Origin of the sequence: Streptococcus sp. 714 (assembly GCF_013277115.1) — a bacterium.
Taxonomy (GTDB): domain Bacteria; phylum Bacillota; class Bacilli; order Lactobacillales; family Streptococcaceae; genus Streptococcus.
Genome location: NZ_VMMH01000003.1, coordinates 30,363 through 46,989 on the forward strand (window position 1 = coordinate 30,363; position 16,627 = coordinate 46,989).

A 16,627-nucleotide genomic window follows, 5' to 3' on the forward strand; every position below is an offset into this window, starting at 1 on the left:
GGGGAAATGATACAGTAAACGTAGTCACTGCTTATTTTATGGGGAATCAAATATGTTTAAACTAAGTGATAAAGTCAGAGTGGTCTCTGCCCTTTTAGGAGTAAGTTTCATATTGGTTAGTATGTATCTTATACCTTTCATTAAAACTGAGAATAAATTTTGGGAGATATTTTTATTTATTTTAGGTGTATTGCTAATTGGAATTGCGTTACTAAGTCATAAAAAAATTAAATTTTGGAAGTAGCATTAGTGAGAAGGACAGGATGATAGTATTATGATGGTTGTTTTAATGTTGATGGTTGTGGTGTTTCTGTATTATGTAATTACAGAGTATTTTCAGAATAGTTATATTGACTGTATACTATTTCTAACATTGCTGATTTCTCATTTGATATGGGATTACTATTTTTTGCCCATTGAAATTTTAGTGGCATTAAGTGGAGTAAATTTGCTGTCAAGATTTTTCAAAAAAAAGAGAAGTCAATAGATTTGCTAGAGGATTATAAAGACGAAAGGTAAAATTGGGATATTTAAAATGAAACATTTTTTTGCAGGAATTGGTGAGATTCATTTTTATTCATTTTTATTATATCTAAGCATGTCTACTAGTCCAATTATTGGACTAGTGATTGGATATACTAAAATAAATCTAATAAATTCTATCATTATAGCTCTTGGTATGATATTGGCATTAATTTTGGTATTATCAAGAGTGTATAGAAAATATTTTTATAGAGACGATGATGACTAAAGTTTTTATCAATAAAATCAGAGCTTGGTAGATTATCAGCCTCTTTCTTGTCTTCTCTAACCAAGCGTGTTATAATGAATACTGCTCAAGCGACCTTCAATCGTGAAGCACACACGACCTTCAATCGTGAATAAACGAATAGATGGGAGACTTACCATGAGTGATAACTCTAAAACACGTGTTGTCGTGGGGATGAGTGGTGGTGTTGATTCGTCGGTGACGGCTCTTTTGCTCAAGGAGCAGGGCTACGATGTGATCGGTATCTTCATGAAGAACTGGGATGACACAGATGAAAACGGCGTCTGTACGGCGACCGAAGATTACAAGGATGTGGCTGCGGTAGCAGATCAGATCGGTATTCCCTATTACTCTGTCAATTTTGAAAAAGAGTACTGGGACCGCGTTTTTGAGTATTTCCTAGCGGAATACCGTGCAGGACGCACACCAAATCCAGATGTTATGTGCAACAAGGAAATCAAGTTTAAGGCCTTTTTGGACTATGCTATGACCTTGGGGGCAGACTATGTAGCGACTGGGCATTATGCCCGAGTGGCGCGTGATGAGGATGGCACTGTTCACATGCTTCGTGGCGTGGACAATGGCAAGGACCAAACCTATTTCCTCAGCCAACTTTCGCAAGAACAACTTCAAAAAACCATGTTTCCACTGGGACATTTGGAAAAACCTGAAGTTCGCAGACTCGCAGAAGAAGCAGGCCTTGCGACTGCTAAGAAGAAAGACTCGACAGGAATTTGCTTTATCGGAGAAAAGAACTTTAAAAATTTCCTCAGCAACTACTTACCAGCTCAGCCTGGTCGCATGATGACTGTGGATGGTCGCGATATGGGCGAGCATGCAGGACTTATGTATTATACAATCGGTCAGCGTGGCGGTCTGGGTATCGGTGGGCAACACGGTGGTGACAATGCCCCTTGGTTCGTTGTCGGAAAAGACCTAAGCAAGAATATTCTCTATGTAGGACAAGGATTCTACCATGATTCGCTCATGTCAACCAGCCTAGAGGCTAGTCAAGTTCACTTTACTCGTGAGATGCCAGAGGAATTTACGCTAGAATGCACAGCAAAATTCCGCTACCGTCAGCCTGATTCGAAGGTGACTGTATATGTCAAAGGAGATAAGGCAGAGGTTATCTTTGCAGAATCGCAACGCGCGATTACACCAGGACAGGCAGTTGTCTTTTACGATGGCGAAGAGTGTCTAGGTGGCGGCTTGATTGACAATGCTTATCGAGATGGACAAGTTTGTCAGTACATTTAGATTGACAAATTTTCTCAATTTGCTACAATAATAAAAGCAATAGAAATGATGGTCAAAGCTCATGGATGTTGCAGGCTTTTTTGTCCTGCACTTCTTTGGAGTTTTGACTGTTTTTGTGTCGTTTAAGGGAAAGGACAAAAATGACTCAACAAGACTTTCGGACAAAAGTAGGAAATACAGTTTTTGGCGTTCGGGCGACAGCCTTGATTGTCCAAAATCGCAAGCTTTTAGTTACCAAAGACAAGAACAAGTATTACACTATCGGCGGTGCGATTCAAGTCAATGAAAGCACGGAAGACGCGGTAGTCCGTGAAGTGAGGGAAGAACTGGGTGTCAAAGCTCAAGCTGGGCAGCTAGCTTTTGTGGTTGAAAATCGTTTTGAACAAGACGGTGTTTATTATCACAATATCGAGTTTCATTATCTGGTGGATTTGCTTGAAGATGCCCCATTGACCATGCAGGAAGATGAGAAAAGGCAGCCCTGTGAATGGATTGACTTGGATAAGCTTGAGGATTTCCAGCTAGTTCCATCCTTTTTAAAAACAGCCCTACCAGATTGGGACGGTCAACTGCGACACATCCATCTTGAGGAATAGGAGAGAAAAGGATGGTTAAGCTTATTGCCCATGTACTTGTTCATAGTGGTGATGATTATTTGCTCATTCAGCGTTCGGAAATTAAAAGAGGACAACCCAACGTTTATCCAACTTATTGGGATATTCCTGGTGGTGGGGTTGAAAAGGGTGAGCTTCCGCGAGATGGAGCTCTTAGAGAATGTGTTGAAGAAGCGGGAGTTAGGCTAGATAGCAGTTCGCTCAAACTTCTTCACGAAGATAGTCAACTGGATACCTCTAAGGATACTGTCTTTACTCGCTTAGTTTATAAAGCAGAGTGGGTTGGGGAGAAGCCAATTATCAGATTAGATCCTGAAGAGCATACACGCTTTAAATGGGTCACTATGAATCAAGCTCTAGAGGAGGAGAAGTTAGTTCCTTATTTGCGAGAAATTTTTGAAAGGTTAAAAAATGACTTATAATTTTACGGAAGAATACGATATTATTGTAATCGGTGCGGGACACGCTGGGGTAGAAGCATCCCTAGCCGCTAGCCGTATGGGCTGTAAGGTCTTACTTGCGACCATCAACATTGAAATGCTAGCTTTCATGCCTTGTAACCCCTCTATTGGTGGATCAGCCAAGGGGATTGTCGTGCGTGAAGTCGATGCCCTCGGTGGCGAGATGGCCAAAACCATTGACAAGACTTACATCCAGATGAAGATGCTCAACACAGGGAAGGGGCCAGCTGTTCGTGCCCTTCGTGCGCAGGCTGACAAGGAGCTTTACTCTAAGGAGATGCGCAAGACAGTTGAAAATCAAGAAAATCTGACCCTTCGTCAAACCATGATTGATGAGATTTTGGTGGAAGATGGCAAGGTTGTCGGTGTTCGTACAGCGACCCATCAAGAATATGCTGCTAAGGCCGTTATCGTAACGACAGGGACGGCCCTCCGTGGGGAAATTATCATCGGAGACCTCAAGTACTCATCAGGTCCTAACCACAGCCTAGCTTCTATTAACCTTGCTGACAATCTCAAGGAATTGGGCCTCGAAATCGGTCGTTTCAAGACAGGAACCCCTCCACGTGTCAAGGCTTCTTCTATCAATTATGACGTGACAGAGATTCAGCCAGGAGACGAAGCGCCAAATCACTTCTCATATACTTCACGTGATGAGGATTATGTCAAGGACCAAGTGCCATGCTGGTTGACCTACACAAATGGTACCAGTCATGAGATTATCCAAAACAACCTCCACCGTGCGCCTATGTTTACAGGTGTGGTCAAGGGAGTGGGCCCTCGTTACTGTCCGTCGATTGAGGACAAGATTGTGCGCTTTGCGGACAAGGAACGCCACCAACTATTCCTTGAGCCAGAAGGGCGCAATACTGAGGAAGTCTATGTTCAAGGACTTTCAACAAGTCTGCCTGAGGATGTCCAGCGTGACTTGGTTCATTCCATTAAAGGTTTGGAAAATGCAGAGATGATGCGGACAGGTTATGCCATTGAGTACGACATGGTCTTGCCTCATCAGTTGCGTGCGACTCTGGAAACCAAGAAAATCTCAGGACTTTTCACTGCTGGTCAGACCAATGGAACGTCAGGTTACGAAGAGGCAGCAGGCCAAGGGATTATCGCGGGTATCAATGCCGCTCTGAAAATCCAAGGCAAGTCTGAGTTGATTTTGAAGCGCAGTGACGGTTATATTGGGGTCATGATTGATGACTTGGTGACCAAGGGAACCATTGAACCCTACCGTCTATTGACCAGTCGTGCTGAGTACCGTCTCATCCTCCGTCATGACAATGCCGATATGCGTTTGACAGAGATGGGACGCGAGATTGGACTTGTGGATGATGAACGCTGGGCTCGCTTTGAAATCAAGAAAAATCAATTTGAAAATGAGATGAAACGCCTAGACAGCATCAAACTCAAGCCGATCAAGGAAACCAATGCCAAGGTTGAGGAGATGGGCTTCAAGCCGTTGACAGATGCGGTGACAGCCAAGGAATTCCTTCGCCGTCCAGAAGTGTCTTACCAAGATGTGGTGGCCTTCATCGGACCAGCAGCAGAGGACTTGGATGACAAGATTATCGAATTGATTGAAACAGAAATCAAGTACGAAGGCTATATCTCAAAAGCCATGGATCAGGTTGCCAAGATGAAACGCATGGAAGAAAAACGCATTCCAGCCAATATTGATTGGGATGATATTGATTCTATTGCGACGGAAGCTCGTCAGAAGTTCAAACTCATCAATCCAGAAACCATCGGCCAAGCCAGCCGTATTTCGGGAGTAAACCCAGCAGATATTTCTATTTTGATGGTGTATCTTGAAGGTAAAAATCGTAGTATTTCTAAAACTCTTCAAAAATCAAAATGATACGTCGTCGGCTTCGGCTCACCTAACTTAAGTTATGCTTTCGCCTAGCCTTCTAGTCTGATTTCGATTTTTATTGAGTTTTAATCTAAAAAGAAAGCATAGAGAAAAACAGCTCCGAAGACGGGGCTGTTTTATGATTTATTCTTCATCTGGTGTAAGGATCATTGGGATGATGATCGGTTCACGTTCTGTATTTTCATAAAGGAAGGGGCGAATAGCGTTGACAATGGCACCATTGACAGATTGAACACTAGCATCCTTGTTTTTCAGTGCGATACGAATTGCATTGAAGAGGATGCGTTGGCTTTGGCGAATCAAGTCTCCAGACTCTCTCATGTAGACAAAGCCTCGGCTGAGGATATCTGGTCCAGACAGAATCATCTGCGATTTGAAGTCAACAGTTGCGACTGCCAGAACGACACCGTCTTCAGATAGATCGCGACGATCTTTGAGGACAGCAGCACCGATTTCACCGATACGATTTCCATCGACATAGATGTCTTGGGCGTTGAAATGACCTGCAATACGAGCTGAGTTAGCAGTAAGGGCAAGCACATCACCATTGCTCATGATAAAGATATTGTCCTTCTCAACACCAGTATCCACTGCTAGTCCAGCGTGGACTTTTTGCATGCGGTATTCACCGTGGACAGGCATGAAGTATTTTGGCTTAATCAAGCGGAGCATGAGTTTTTGCTCTTGCTGGCCACCGTGTCCAGATGTATGGATATTGTTCACTTTACCGTGGATAACTTCGACACCAGCTTCAGAAATGATGTTAATCAGCTTGTTGACGCTAGTCGTGTTTCCAGGGATTGGACTTGAAGAGAAGATAACCGTATCACCGGGTTGGAGTTGTACCTGACGGTGGGTTCCGTTGGCGATACGAGAGAGGGCTGCCATCGGCTCACCCTGACTACCTGTACAGAGGATAAGAATCTCGCCTGCAGGGTAGTCTTTGATTTCATTTGGCTCGATAAAGGTTCCCTTAGGAGCTTTGATGTAGCCAAGCTCGATTCCGTTGACAATGGCCTTTTCCATAGAGCGACCAAAGACCGCAATCTTGCGTCCAGTCTTAACAGCGGCTTCAGTTGCTTGTTGGAGACGGAAGATATTTGAGGCAAAGGATGCAAAGATGATACGTCCTTCAATGCCTTGGATAATCTTCATGATAGACTGGCCAACGACTTTTTCAGAGTTGGTAAATGTTGGCACTTCCGCATTTGTCGAGTCAGATAGGAGACAGAGCACGCCTTCTTCACCAAGAGCGGCCATGCGGTGCAAGTCTGCTGGTTCACCAACTGGTGTAAAGTCAAACTTGAAGTCACCCGTACAAACGATTTTCCCTTGAGGAGTATGAATGACAATTCCCAAAGGCTCTGGAATAGAGTGAGTGGTTCTAAAGAAAGTTGCCTTGAGATTTTTAAAGGTCAACTCAGTGTTGTGGTTGATTTCGTAAAGTTTGGCGTTGCGCAAGAGGCCGTGTTCTTCGAGTTTTCCACGGATCAAAGCCAAGGCAAGCGGTCCAGCATAGATAGGGACATTTGCTTGCTTGAGCAGGAATGGAATCCCACCGATGTGGTCCTCGTGTCCGTGTGTAATCAAAACAGCCTTGACGCGGTCGATATTGTCCACGATGTAAGAGTAGTCAGGAATGACATAGTCGATACCTAGCAAGTCATCTTCTGGGAATTTAATCCCAGCATCGACGATGATAATCTCATCTTGGTATTCAATCCCGTATGTATTTTTCCCGATTTCTCCCAGACCACCGATGGCAAAAACGCCGACTTCTTCAGGTTTAAGAGTATAGGCCATATTAGAACTCCGTGATTTCGAAGGCGCCAGTTTCTTTTTCGTAATCTAGCAATTTGTCAGACAAGAGTTCGATATACTCGATATTGTACTCTGGGCGATTTTCTTCGACAAGTTGACGAGCAGCGATACGGCCCTCAAGTTCTGAGCTGGCATCGATGTCTAGGTAAAGTGCGCGTGTTGTTTCACGACGTGGGCTACGTTCTTTTGTTTCTTGATAAAAAACTTTGTAAATCATATAGTTCCTTTCTATTTACAGGTCAGCTTATTCCAAACTTTTAGCAGATATTTGCTTGATTTTATTCCATTTTTTGTCTAGATTGACCTTGATTCGTTACAATTATTTCAATTATACCACAAAATGAAAAATTAGTAAAAGATGGGAACGAGAAAGTCATAGAGTCACTTATTGGGAAGCGTTTGCAAAAATAAAGAAAATATGTTATCTTGATAATGGGAGTGGACTTTATCGTTTGTCATAATTCCCTATAGTTTTTAAGTCAAGGAGGTTGCCCTATGTATAACTTATTTTCTTTTGCTATCGGAGTCCGCTTGGTGGCTTTTATTGTTTTTGTTGTTTGTGTTTATGCGGGGAATCTTCTATTTGCTAAAATGGAACGACGACAAAGCAAGCTCTTGTGGAAGATTAGTTTTGTGACTCTCTACTCGCTTTTTCTCCTCCTCGTGACCTATGTCGTTTGGTTTGTATTTTACTTTGGATTAAATGCTTAGATGCCCTGCTTATGCTAGGGCATTTTTGTTTGGGGATAAAGAAAATTCCCATGTGCCAGCTTTTGTAGTATAATAGTAAGCAGACAAAAAGATAGGAATGTGTTATGAAAGTATTAGCTTTTGATACGTCCAGCAAGGCTCTTTCTCTCGCTATTTTAGAGGATAAGCAGGTTCTTGCCGAGACGACGATTAATATCAAGAAAAATCACAGTATTACTCTGATGCCTGCCATCGATTTTTTGATGGCGAGTTTGGACTGGACGCCCAAGGATTTGGACCGAATCGTGGTAGCGGAAGGGCCGGGGAGCTACACAGGCTTGCGAATTGCGGTAGCAACTGCCAAAACCTTAGCTCACACTCTGAACATCGAGTTGGTTGGTATGTCGAGTCTCTTAGCTCTGGTGCCATACCAGCAAGAAGGCTTGTTCGTTCCTTTGATGGATGCGCGTCGTAACAATGTTTATGCAGGATTTTATGAAAATGCCAAACCTGTCATGCCAGAAGCGCACTTGCCTTTTGAGCGAGTGATTGAGCTAATCAAGGGTGCTAGTCAGGTAACCTTTGTCGGAGAAGTTGGCCCCTTTGTGGAGCAGATTCAAGAACACTTGCCAAGGACTAATTTCAAAGAAACCTTGCCCAATGCAGCCAATCTTGCTCTTTTGGCCTGGGATAAGGAACCAGACTCCTTGCACGACTTTGTGCCTAACTACCTCAAGCGTGTCGAGGCTGAGGAAAACTGGCTCAAGAACCACACCGAGTCTGGTGAGTCCTACATTAAACGCCTATGATTGAGATCAGACGAATCCAAAGACAGCCTGACTTGGCTCAAGCCATCTACGCTGTCATGGTAGCTGTTTACCCAGTCAGTCCTTGGACGCTGGAACAAATCCAAGCAGATCTGTCCCAAGATCAGACTTGGTATGCTCTGGCTTATGATGGGGCCGAAGTGATTGGATTTCTAGCTGTTCAGGAGAATCTTTTTGAGGCAGAAGTCTTGCAAATCGCTGTTAAAGGAGCCTATCAGGGTCAGGGAATTGCATCAGCCTTGTTTGCGACACTGCCGACAGACAAGGAGATTTTCCTCGAAGTCAGAAAGTCAAATCAACGAGCGCAAGCATTTTACAAGAAAGAAAAGATGGCGGTCATCGCTGAGCGAAAGGCCTACTACCATGACCCAGTCGAGGACGCCATTATCATGAAGAGAGAAATAGATGAAGGATAGATATATTTTAGCATTTGAAACATCCTGTGATGAGACCAGTGTCGCCGTCTTGAAAAACGATGACGAGCTCTTGTCCAATGTCATTGCGAGTCAAATTGAGAGCCACAAACGTTTTGGGGGCGTAGTGCCTGAAGTAGCCAGTCGTCACCATGTCGAGGTCATTACAGCCTGTATCGAGGAGGCGTTGGCAGAAGCAGGGATTACCGAAGAGGACGTAACGGCTGTCGCGGTTACCTATGGACCAGGCTTGGTCGGAGCGCTGTTAGTTGGTTTATCAGCTGCCAAGGCCTTTGCTTGGGCACATGGACTTCCACTTATCCCTGTTAACCACATGGCTGGTCACCTCATGGCGGCTCAAAGTGTGGAGCCCTTGGAATTCCCCTTGCTAGCCCTTCTAGTCAGCGGTGGACACACAGAGTTGGTCTATGTTTCTGAGGCTGGTGATTACAAGATTGTTGGGGAAACCCGTGATGATGCAGTTGGTGAGGCCTATGACAAGGTCGGTCGCGTCATGGGCTTGACCTATCCAGCAGGTCGCGAGATTGACGAGTTGGCTCATCAGGGGCAGGATATTTATGATTTCCCACGTGCCATGATTAAGGAGGACAATCTAGAGTTCTCCTTCTCAGGTTTGAAATCTGCCTTTATCAATCTTCACCACAATGCCGAGCAAAAGGGAGATAGCTTGTCAACAGAGGACTTGTGTGCATCCTTCCAAGCAGCAGTTATGGACATTCTCATGGCTAAAACCAAGAAAGCCTTGGGAAAATACCCTGTTAAAACCCTAGTCGTGGCTGGTGGCGTGGCTGCCAATAAAGGCCTCAGAGAACGCCTAGCGGCCGAAATCACAGATGTCAAGGTTATCATCCCACCTCTGCGTCTTTGCGGAGACAATGCAGGTATGATTGCCTATGCCAGCGTCAGCGAGTGGAACAAAGAAAACTTCGCCAACTTGGATCTCAATGCTAAACCAAGCCTTGCTTTTGATACGATGGAATAAAATGGAGTCTGTCTGATTACAATCAGCAGACTTTTTTCTCTTTCCTGAATGTGTTATAATAGTCCATGCTGTGGCTGGAATTGATTCAGCCTACTTATTAAGACAATATGAGGAGAAAGATGAAAGAAAAAGGATTTTGGGAGGGGGCGCAGGCAGCCATGCCAACGGCCCTTGGTTATATCAGTATCGGACTGGCCTGTGGGATTATTGGTGCGCCCTATGTGACACCTGTTGAGATGGGCTTGATGAGCCTCTTTGTTTATGCTGGGAGTGCCCAGTTTGCCATGTTGGCCTTGATTGCAGTGCAGGCTCCTGTGGCTGCCATTGCTATGACGGTTTTTTTGATTAATTTGCGTCTCTTTTTGTTGAGTTTACACGCATCGACTTATTTTCGCCATACCAGTCTTTGGCACAATATCGGTATGTCTAGTATCTTGACGGATGAGACTTATGGCGTTTTGATGGGCGAATTGGCCCATACAGACAAGGTCAATCCTATGTGGATGCACGGGAACAATCTCAACAGCTATGTGGCTTGGTTTGTGGGGACAGTAGTCGGAACGGCTCTGGGTGGCCTGCTGCCAAATCCAGAGATCTTTGGTTTAGATTTTGCTCTTGTTGGGATGTTCATCGGAATTTTTGCTTCGCAATTCCAGATTATGCAAAGACGGATTCCTGCCCGTAACCTGTTAGTTATCTTAGCAGTTGTTGCGGTGTCCTTCTTTTTACTCTTGACAGTGGTGTCTCAGTCGCTAGCTGTTTTGTTTGCGACGCTACTTGGTTGTACGATAGGGGTGGTTTTAGATGGTCAGTAAGTATCTTTTATTAGCAGTTATTTTCTCTGGTCTTGTGACTTGGATTCCCCGTATGATTCCCTTCATCTTGGTCAAGTATAAGGGCTTGCCTGGAATCGTTGAGCGTTTTTTGAAGTTCCTGCCTGTTTCTATTATCTTTGCCTTGATTCTTTCAAGCGTAGTGACAGGTAAGATTGGAAGCCTTCCTCAAATCAAATGGCTGGACTTCTTAGCCGTCTTTCCAACAGCTTGGGTAGCCTTTCGCTACCGCAATCTAGTCGGCACAGTTCTCTTTGGAGTGGTCTTGATTGCAATCTTGCGTTTGGTCTTTTAAATTAGCCATAAAGAAAACCTATCACAGATATAGATATCATATAATGGCGTAAATGGTCTTTTTCTGTTAAGATTATAAGGTATTCTATTTTGGAGGAAATGACATGAAAAAAATCGTTAAATACTCATCTCTTGCTGCCCTAGGGCTTGTTGCTGCAGGTGTGCTAGCAGCTTGCTCAGGTGGTGTTAAGAAAGAGGGAGAAGCAGCTAGCAAGAAAGAAATTATCGTTGCAACTAATGCTACACCAAAACCATTCAACTATGAAGAAAATGGCGAATTGACTGGTTACGAAATTGAAGTGGTTCGCGCTATCTTTAAAGACTCTGACAAGTATGATGTCAAGTTTGAGAAGACAGAGTGGTCAGGAGTCTTTGCAGGACTTGATGCCGACCGTTACAATATGGCTGTTAGCAACATCAGCTACACTAAAGAACGTGCTGAAAAATACCTTTATGCAGCTCCAACTGCTAAAAACCCTAACGTTCTTGTAGTGAAAAAAGATGACCCTAGCATCAAATCGCTTGATGATATCGGTGGAAAATCAACAGAAGTTGTTCAAGGGACAACTTCTGCTAAACAGCTAGAAGACTACAACAAACAACATTCAGATAATCCAACTGTCCTAAAGTATACTAAAGCAGACTTCCAACAAATCATGGGACGCTTGAGCGATGGCCAGTTTGACTACAAGATTTTTGATAAAATCGGTGTTGAAACAGTCATCAAGGACCAAGGTTTGGACAACTTGAAAGTGATCGAACTTCCAAGCGACCAACAACCTTATGTTTACCCACTTCTTGCTAAAGGTCAAGATGAGTTGAAAACATTTGTAGACAAACGTATCCAAGAACTCTACAAAGACGGAACCCTTGAAAAATTGTCTAAACAATTCTTCGGAGACACTTATCTACCAGCAGAAGCTGATATTAAATAATTTTTTGAAATCATCCATTCTGAATCAGGTGGGTGATTTCTCGGTTTTTAGGGATATAGTTTTAAACTATATATCTGGCTATCTAATAACAATTTGTGAAATCAAACAAATTGTGAGATACTAGTACGGTATTATTTTTAAGGAGAAAGAATCATGAAAATTAAAAAATGGCTTGGTGTAGCAGCCCTTGCTACAGTCGCAGGTTTGGCTCTTGCAGCTTGCGGAAACTCAGAAAAGAAAGCAGACAATGCAACAACTATCAAAATCGCAACTGTTAACCGTAGCGGTTCTGAAGAAAAACGTTGGGACAAAATCCAAGAATTGGTTAAAAAAGACGGTATCACTTTGGAATTTACAGAGTTCACAGACTACTCACAACCAAACAAGGCAACTGCTGATGGCGAAGTAGACTTGAACGCTTTCCAACACTATAACTTCTTGAACAACTGGAACAAAGAAAACGGAAAAGACCTTGTAGCGATTGCAGATACTTACATCTCTCCAATTCGCCTTTACTCAGGTTTGAATGGAAGTGACAACAAGTACACTAAAGTAGAAGACATCCCAGCAAACGGAGAAATTGCTGTACCGAATGATGCTACAAACGAAAGCCGTGCGCTTTACTTGCTTCAATCAGCTGGCTTGATTAAATTGGACGTTTCAGGAACTGCTCTTGCAACAGTTGCTAACATCAAAGAAAATCCAAAGAACTTGAAAATCACTGAATTGGACGCTAGCCAAACAGCTCGTTCATTGTCATCAGTTGACGCTGCCGTTGTAAACAATACCTTCGTTACAGAAGCAAAATTGGACTACAAGAAAGCACTTTTCAAAGAACAAGCTGATGAAAACTCAAAACAATGGTACAACATCATCGTTGCGAAAAAAGATTGGGAATCATCACCTAAGGCTGATGCTATCAAGAAAGTAATCGCAGCTTACCACACAGATGAAGTGAAAAAAGTTATTGAAGAAACATCAGACGGTTTGGATCAACCAGTTTGGTAATAAGAAACAGGGAGGTGGGAGAGAAAATTCCACCTCTTGCTTTTGTATAGAGCATGGATTGTAAAGAAGACTATAGGTTCATAGAAAGGTAGAGAGAATATGGTTTTTCCTAGCGAACAAGAACAGATTGAAAAATTTGAAAAGGATCATGTAGCCCAGCACTATTTTGAGGTTTTGCGTACCTTGATTTCTAAGAAATCGGTCTTTGCCCAGCAGGTTGGACTTAAGGAAGTCGCAAACTATCTGGGTGAGATTTTTAAGCGTGTTGGGGCTGAAGTGGAGATTGATGAGACTTACACGGCGCCTTTTGTCATGGCGCATTTCAAGAGTTCGCGTCCAGATGCCAAGACCCTAATTTTCTATAACCACTATGACACTGTGCCAGCGGATGGGGATCAGGTGTGGACAGAGGATCCCTTTACTCTTTCAGTGCGCAATGGCTTCATGTATGGGCGTGGGGTTGACGATGATAAGGGTCATATCACAGCTCGTTTGAGTGCTTTGAGAAAATACATGCAGCACCACGATGACCTGCCTGTCAATATCAGTTTTATCATGGAGGGAGCGGAGGAATCGGCTTCGACAGATCTAGATAAGTATCTGGAAAAACATGCGGATAAACTCCGTGGCGCAGATTTGTTGGTCTGGGAACAAGGGACCAAAAATGCCTTGGAACAGCTGGAAATTTCTGGTGGAAACAAGGGTATTGTGACCTTTGATGCCAAGGTAAAAAGTGCTGATGTGGATATCCACTCTAGTTATGGTGGGGTTGTAGAATCAGCTCCTTGGTATCTCCTTCAAGCCTTACAGTCTCTTCGCGCTGCAGATGGCCGTATCTTGGTTGAAGGCTTGTACGAAGAGGTACAAGAGCCAAATGAACGTGAATTGGCCTTGGTGGATACTTATGCTCAACGCAATCCAGGGGAAATCAGCCAGATTTATGGTTTGGAATTGCCTCTTTTACAAGAGGAGCGTGCAGCCTTTCTAAAACGTTTCTTTTTCGAGCCAGCTCTTAATATCGAGGGGATCCAGTCAGGTTATCAAGGACAAGGAGTCAAAACGATTTTGCCAGCAGAAGCTAGTGCTAAGCTAGAGGTTCGTTTGGTTCCTGGTCTAGAACCGCATGATGTTCTGGAAAAAATTCGGAAACAGCTAGACAAAAATGGCTTTGATAAGGTAGAATTATACTATACCTTGGGAGAGATGAGCTATCGAAGCGATATGAGCGCGCCAGCCATTCTCAATGTAATCGAGTTGGCCAAGAAATTCTATCCACAGGGCGTTTCAGTCTTGCCAACTACAGCGGGGACAGGGCCTATGCATACGGTCTTTGATGCCCTAGAGGTGCCAATGGTGGCCTTCGGTCTAGGAAATGCCAACAGCCGAGACCACGGTGGAGATGAGAACGTGCGAATCGCCGATTATTACACCCATATTGAATTAGTAGAGGAGCTGATTAGAAGCTATGAGTAGAGATATTATCAAGTTAGATCAGATCGATGTGACTTTTCATCAGAAGAAGAGAACCATCACAGCGGTCAAGGATGTGACCATTCACATCCAAGAAGGGGATATCTACGGAATCGTTGGATATTCTGGAGCAGGGAAATCAACCCTTGTACGGGTGATTAACCTCTTGCAAAAACCATCTGCAGGCAAAATTACCATTGACGACGATGTGATTTTTGATGGCAAGGTGACCTTGACGGCAGAGCAGTTGCGTCGTAAACGTCAAGATATTGGAATGATTTTCCAGCATTTTAACCTGATGAGCCAAAAGACAGCAGAGGAGAATGTAGCTTTTGCCCTCAAACATTCTGGACTCAGCAAGGAAGAAAAGAAGGCTAAAGTAGCCAAGTTGTTGGACTTGGTTGGCTTGGCAGACCGTGCTGAAAACTACCCTTCACAACTATCTGGAGGGCAAAAACAGCGTGTGGCCATTGCGCGTGCCTTGGCCAATGATCCAAAAATCTTGATTTCAGATGAGTCAACTTCTGCCCTTGACCCTAAGACAACCAAGCAGATTTTGGCCTTGTTGCAAGATTTGAACCAAAAATTAGGCTTGACGGTTGTCTTGATTACGCATGAAATGCAGATTGTCAAAGACATCGCCAACCGTGTAGCAGTTATGCAGGATGGGCATTTGATTGAAGAGGGTAGTGTTCTTGAAATCTTCTCAGATCCTAAACAACCTTTGACTCAAGACTTTATCTCAACAGCTACAGGTATTGACGAAGCCATGGTCAAAATCGAGAAGCAAGAAATCGTGGAACACTTGTCTGAAAACAGTCTTTTAGTGCAACTCAAGTATGCAGGTGCTTCAACAGACGAGCCACTTTTGAATGAATTGTACAAGCATTATCAAGTAACGGCTAATATCCTCTATGGAAATATTGAAATCCTCGATGGTACTCCTGTTGGAGAATTGGTGGTGGTCTTGTCAGGTGAAAAAGCAGCGCTAGCAGGTGCCCAAGAGGCTATTCGTCAAGCAGGCGTACAGCTAAAAGTATTGAAGGGAGGACAGTAAGATGGAATCATTGATTCAAACCTATTTACCAAATGTCTATAAAATGGGCTGGGCTGGTCAAGCAGGCTGGGGAACAGCCATCTACCTAACTCTTTATATGACAGTTCTTTCCTTTATCATCGGAGGTTTCTTGGGGTTGGTAGCAGGTCTCTTCCTTGTCTTGACAGCGCCAGGCGGTGTTTTGGAAAATAAAGTCGTTTTCTGGATTTTGGATAAGATTACCTCTATTTTCCGTGCGGTTCCTTTTATCATCCTCTTGGCAGTCTTGTCACCCTTCTCTCATCTAATCGTAGGAACAAGTATCGGACCAAATGCGGCTATCGTACCCCTATCTTTTGCGGTCTTTGCCTTCTTTGCCCGTCAGGTGCAGGTGGTCTTAGCTGAACTGGATGGCGGTGTCATTGAGGCGGCTCAAGCGAGTGGAGCGACATTCTGGGATATCGTAGGTGTTTACCTATCAGAAGGTCTTCCAGATTTGATTCGTGTGACGACTGTAACCTTGATTTCTCTTGTTGGAGAAACAGCTATGGCTGGTGCGGTTGGAGCTGGTGGTATCGGTAACGTAGCTATCGCTTATGGATTTAACCGCTACAATCACGATGTGACGATTTTGGCAACCATTATTATCATTTTGATTATCTTTACAATCCAATTCTTGGGAGATTTCTTGACCAAGAAATTGAGCCATAAATAAAAAAGAGCCGTGTGGCTCTTTTTTAGTAATCAGATTTTCTGTGCCAATTTTTTACTCAAGGCTTGTCCAATCAAGGCACCCACTAGGGCTCCGATGACAATACTTGCTATAAATAGAAGGATGGTTCCAGGGTTTGGCGCGACCATGATACGGTCGATATATTCTTGGGATTTTCCTCTTGCTAGAAGGGTTGCCATATAGGCTTTGGGCGCAATCCACATAAGCAAGATTGGTCCTGATGTGCTAAAGGCAAAAATAAGGAAAGAAAGGAGGTTCTTTGTTTGGTCCTTGTATTTTCCGAGGCTAGCTACTCCATCTGCCAGGAGGCCACAGATAATTCCAGGAAGGAAGGCACCGGCACCGTGTTTAGTTCCCAAGAAAAAGAGAGCAATGACAAGGCCGATAGTGGTAATGGCTCCAAAGCGCGGAACTTTTGCGACTAGGATCATATAGACGCTACCGCCGACAAGGGCAGTAAAAGCAGGCGCATAAAACATGTTTCCAGTTTGGTCAAAGAGATTGCCCAAAAGGACACCAATCCCCATGCAGAGGAAGTAAAGAACTGCAAAAAGCAGTGTAGTTAAGATAGATTTCTTCAT

21 protein-coding genes are annotated in these 16,627 nt (G+C 43.8%); 18 read left to right on the forward strand and 3 right to left on the reverse strand.

The window, feature by feature from the left end; all coding sequences use genetic code 11:
* Positions 1 to 52: 52 nt before the first annotated feature.
* The 7 genes from HT718_RS09775 (at position 53) to mnmG (ending at position 4,968) form a co-directional block, all read left to right on the forward strand.
* Positions 53 to 244, forward strand: a complete 192-nt coding sequence (locus HT718_RS09775) for a hypothetical protein (protein WP_020899980.1) — start codon at positions 53 to 55, stop codon at positions 242 to 244.
* 30 nt (positions 245 to 274) lie between these two features.
* Entirely contained in the window at positions 275 to 487 is a 213-nt protein-coding gene (locus HT718_RS09500) for a hypothetical protein (protein WP_042903440.1), read from the forward strand.
* Positions 488 to 535: 48 nt separating this feature from the next.
* Positions 536 to 751, forward strand: coding sequence for a hypothetical protein (locus tag HT718_RS09505; RefSeq protein ID WP_240147342.1), 216 nt, complete (start codon positions 536 to 538; stop codon positions 749 to 751).
* A gap of 156 nt (positions 752 to 907) precedes the next feature.
* On the forward strand, positions 908 to 2,029 hold the full coding sequence (gene mnmA / locus HT718_RS00525; RefSeq protein ID WP_173266585.1) for a tRNA 2-thiouridine(34) synthase MnmA: 1,122 nt from the start codon (positions 908 to 910) through the stop codon (positions 2,027 to 2,029).
* A gap of 140 nt (positions 2,030 to 2,169) precedes the next feature.
* Positions 2,170 to 2,625 carry an NUDIX hydrolase gene (locus HT718_RS00530; protein WP_173266587.1) on the forward strand — a complete coding sequence of 152 codons (456 nt, stop codon included), beginning with the start codon at positions 2,170 to 2,172 and terminating at the stop codon, positions 2,623 to 2,625.
* Positions 2,626 to 2,636: 11 nt separating this feature from the next.
* Positions 2,637 to 3,065 carry an NUDIX hydrolase gene (locus tag HT718_RS00535; RefSeq protein WP_173266589.1) on the forward strand — a complete coding sequence of 143 codons (429 nt, stop codon included), beginning with the start codon at positions 2,637 to 2,639 and terminating at the stop codon, positions 3,063 to 3,065.
* Positions 3,055 to 4,968 (forward strand): tRNA uridine-5-carboxymethylaminomethyl(34) synthesis enzyme MnmG, encoded by a 1,914-nt coding sequence (mnmG, locus tag HT718_RS00540; RefSeq protein ID WP_173266591.1) that lies wholly within the window; start codon positions 3,055 to 3,057, stop codon positions 4,966 to 4,968. Before HT718_RS00535 ends, mnmG begins: the two co-directional genes overlap by 11 nt.
* Before the next feature lie 138 nt (positions 4,969 to 5,106).
* Here mnmG and HT718_RS00545 read toward each other — a convergent pair whose 3' ends face one another.
* Positions 5,107 to 6,786 (reverse strand): ribonuclease J, encoded by a 1,680-nt coding sequence (locus HT718_RS00545; protein ID WP_173266593.1) that lies wholly within the window; start codon positions 6,784 to 6,786, stop codon positions 5,107 to 5,109.
* Between the two features lies 1 nt (position 6,787).
* Entirely contained in the window at positions 6,788 to 7,021 is a 234-nt protein-coding gene (locus HT718_RS00550) for a DNA-dependent RNA polymerase subunit epsilon (RefSeq protein ID WP_000639572.1), read from the reverse strand.
* Positions 7,022 to 7,299: 278 nt separating this feature from the next.
* Between HT718_RS00550 and HT718_RS00555 the strand changes: the two genes are divergently transcribed.
* The 11 genes from HT718_RS00555 (at position 7,300) to HT718_RS00605 (ending at position 16,028) form a co-directional block, all read left to right on the forward strand.
* Complete coding sequence (locus HT718_RS00555) at positions 7,300 to 7,515, forward strand: hypothetical protein (RefSeq protein WP_049539856.1); 216 nt, start codon at positions 7,300 to 7,302, stop codon at positions 7,513 to 7,515.
* A 104-nt stretch (positions 7,516 to 7,619) separates the two neighbouring features.
* Complete coding sequence (gene tsaB, locus HT718_RS00560; RefSeq protein ID WP_173266596.1) at positions 7,620 to 8,303, forward strand: tRNA (adenosine(37)-N6)-threonylcarbamoyltransferase complex dimerization subunit type 1 TsaB; 684 nt, start codon at positions 7,620 to 7,622, stop codon at positions 8,301 to 8,303.
* On the forward strand, positions 8,300 to 8,737 hold the full coding sequence (rimI, locus tag HT718_RS00565; RefSeq protein ID WP_173266599.1) for a ribosomal protein S18-alanine N-acetyltransferase: 438 nt from the start codon (positions 8,300 to 8,302) through the stop codon (positions 8,735 to 8,737). The genes tsaB and rimI overlap by 4 nt, the downstream gene beginning before the upstream one ends.
* Positions 8,727 to 9,737, forward strand: coding sequence for a tRNA (adenosine(37)-N6)-threonylcarbamoyltransferase complex transferase subunit TsaD (tsaD, locus tag HT718_RS00570; RefSeq protein WP_173266601.1), 1,011 nt, complete (start codon positions 8,727 to 8,729; stop codon positions 9,735 to 9,737). The genes rimI and tsaD overlap by 11 nt, the downstream gene beginning before the upstream one ends.
* Positions 9,738 to 9,856: 119 nt before the next feature.
* Positions 9,857 to 10,552 (forward strand): AzlC family ABC transporter permease, encoded by a 696-nt coding sequence (locus HT718_RS00575; RefSeq protein WP_173266603.1) that lies wholly within the window; start codon positions 9,857 to 9,859, stop codon positions 10,550 to 10,552.
* Positions 10,542 to 10,865 carry an AzlD domain-containing protein gene (locus HT718_RS00580; RefSeq protein WP_173266605.1) on the forward strand — a complete coding sequence of 108 codons (324 nt, stop codon included), beginning with the start codon at positions 10,542 to 10,544 and terminating at the stop codon, positions 10,863 to 10,865. Before HT718_RS00575 ends, HT718_RS00580 begins: the two co-directional genes overlap by 11 nt.
* Before the next feature lie 103 nt (positions 10,866 to 10,968).
* A complete protein-coding gene (locus HT718_RS00585; protein WP_173266607.1) occupies positions 10,969 to 11,799 on the forward strand; it encodes an amino acid ABC transporter substrate-binding protein in 831 nt (276 codons plus the stop codon).
* Positions 11,800 to 11,952: 153 nt separating this feature from the next.
* The gene (locus tag HT718_RS00590; RefSeq protein WP_070482468.1) at positions 11,953 to 12,807 is read left to right on the forward strand and encodes a MetQ/NlpA family ABC transporter substrate-binding protein; all 855 of its coding nucleotides are present in this window, start codon (positions 11,953 to 11,955) and stop codon (positions 12,805 to 12,807) included.
* A gap of 99 nt (positions 12,808 to 12,906) precedes the next feature.
* Positions 12,907 to 14,280 carry a M20/M25/M40 family metallo-hydrolase gene (locus HT718_RS00595; RefSeq protein WP_173266609.1) on the forward strand — a complete coding sequence of 458 codons (1,374 nt, stop codon included), beginning with the start codon at positions 12,907 to 12,909 and terminating at the stop codon, positions 14,278 to 14,280.
* Entirely contained in the window at positions 14,273 to 15,334 is a 1,062-nt protein-coding gene (locus HT718_RS00600; protein WP_000085666.1) for a methionine ABC transporter ATP-binding protein, read from the forward strand. Before HT718_RS00595 ends, HT718_RS00600 begins: the two co-directional genes overlap by 8 nt.
* Position 15,335: 1 nt before the next feature.
* Positions 15,336 to 16,028 carry a methionine ABC transporter permease gene (locus tag HT718_RS00605; RefSeq protein WP_000444649.1) on the forward strand — a complete coding sequence of 231 codons (693 nt, stop codon included), beginning with the start codon at positions 15,336 to 15,338 and terminating at the stop codon, positions 16,026 to 16,028.
* Positions 16,029 to 16,057: 29 nt separating this feature from the next.
* Here the strand turns inward: HT718_RS00605 and HT718_RS00610 are convergent, their stop codons facing one another.
* Entirely contained in the window at positions 16,058 to 16,627 is a 570-nt protein-coding gene (locus HT718_RS00610) for an MptD family putative ECF transporter S component (RefSeq protein ID WP_173266611.1), read from the reverse strand.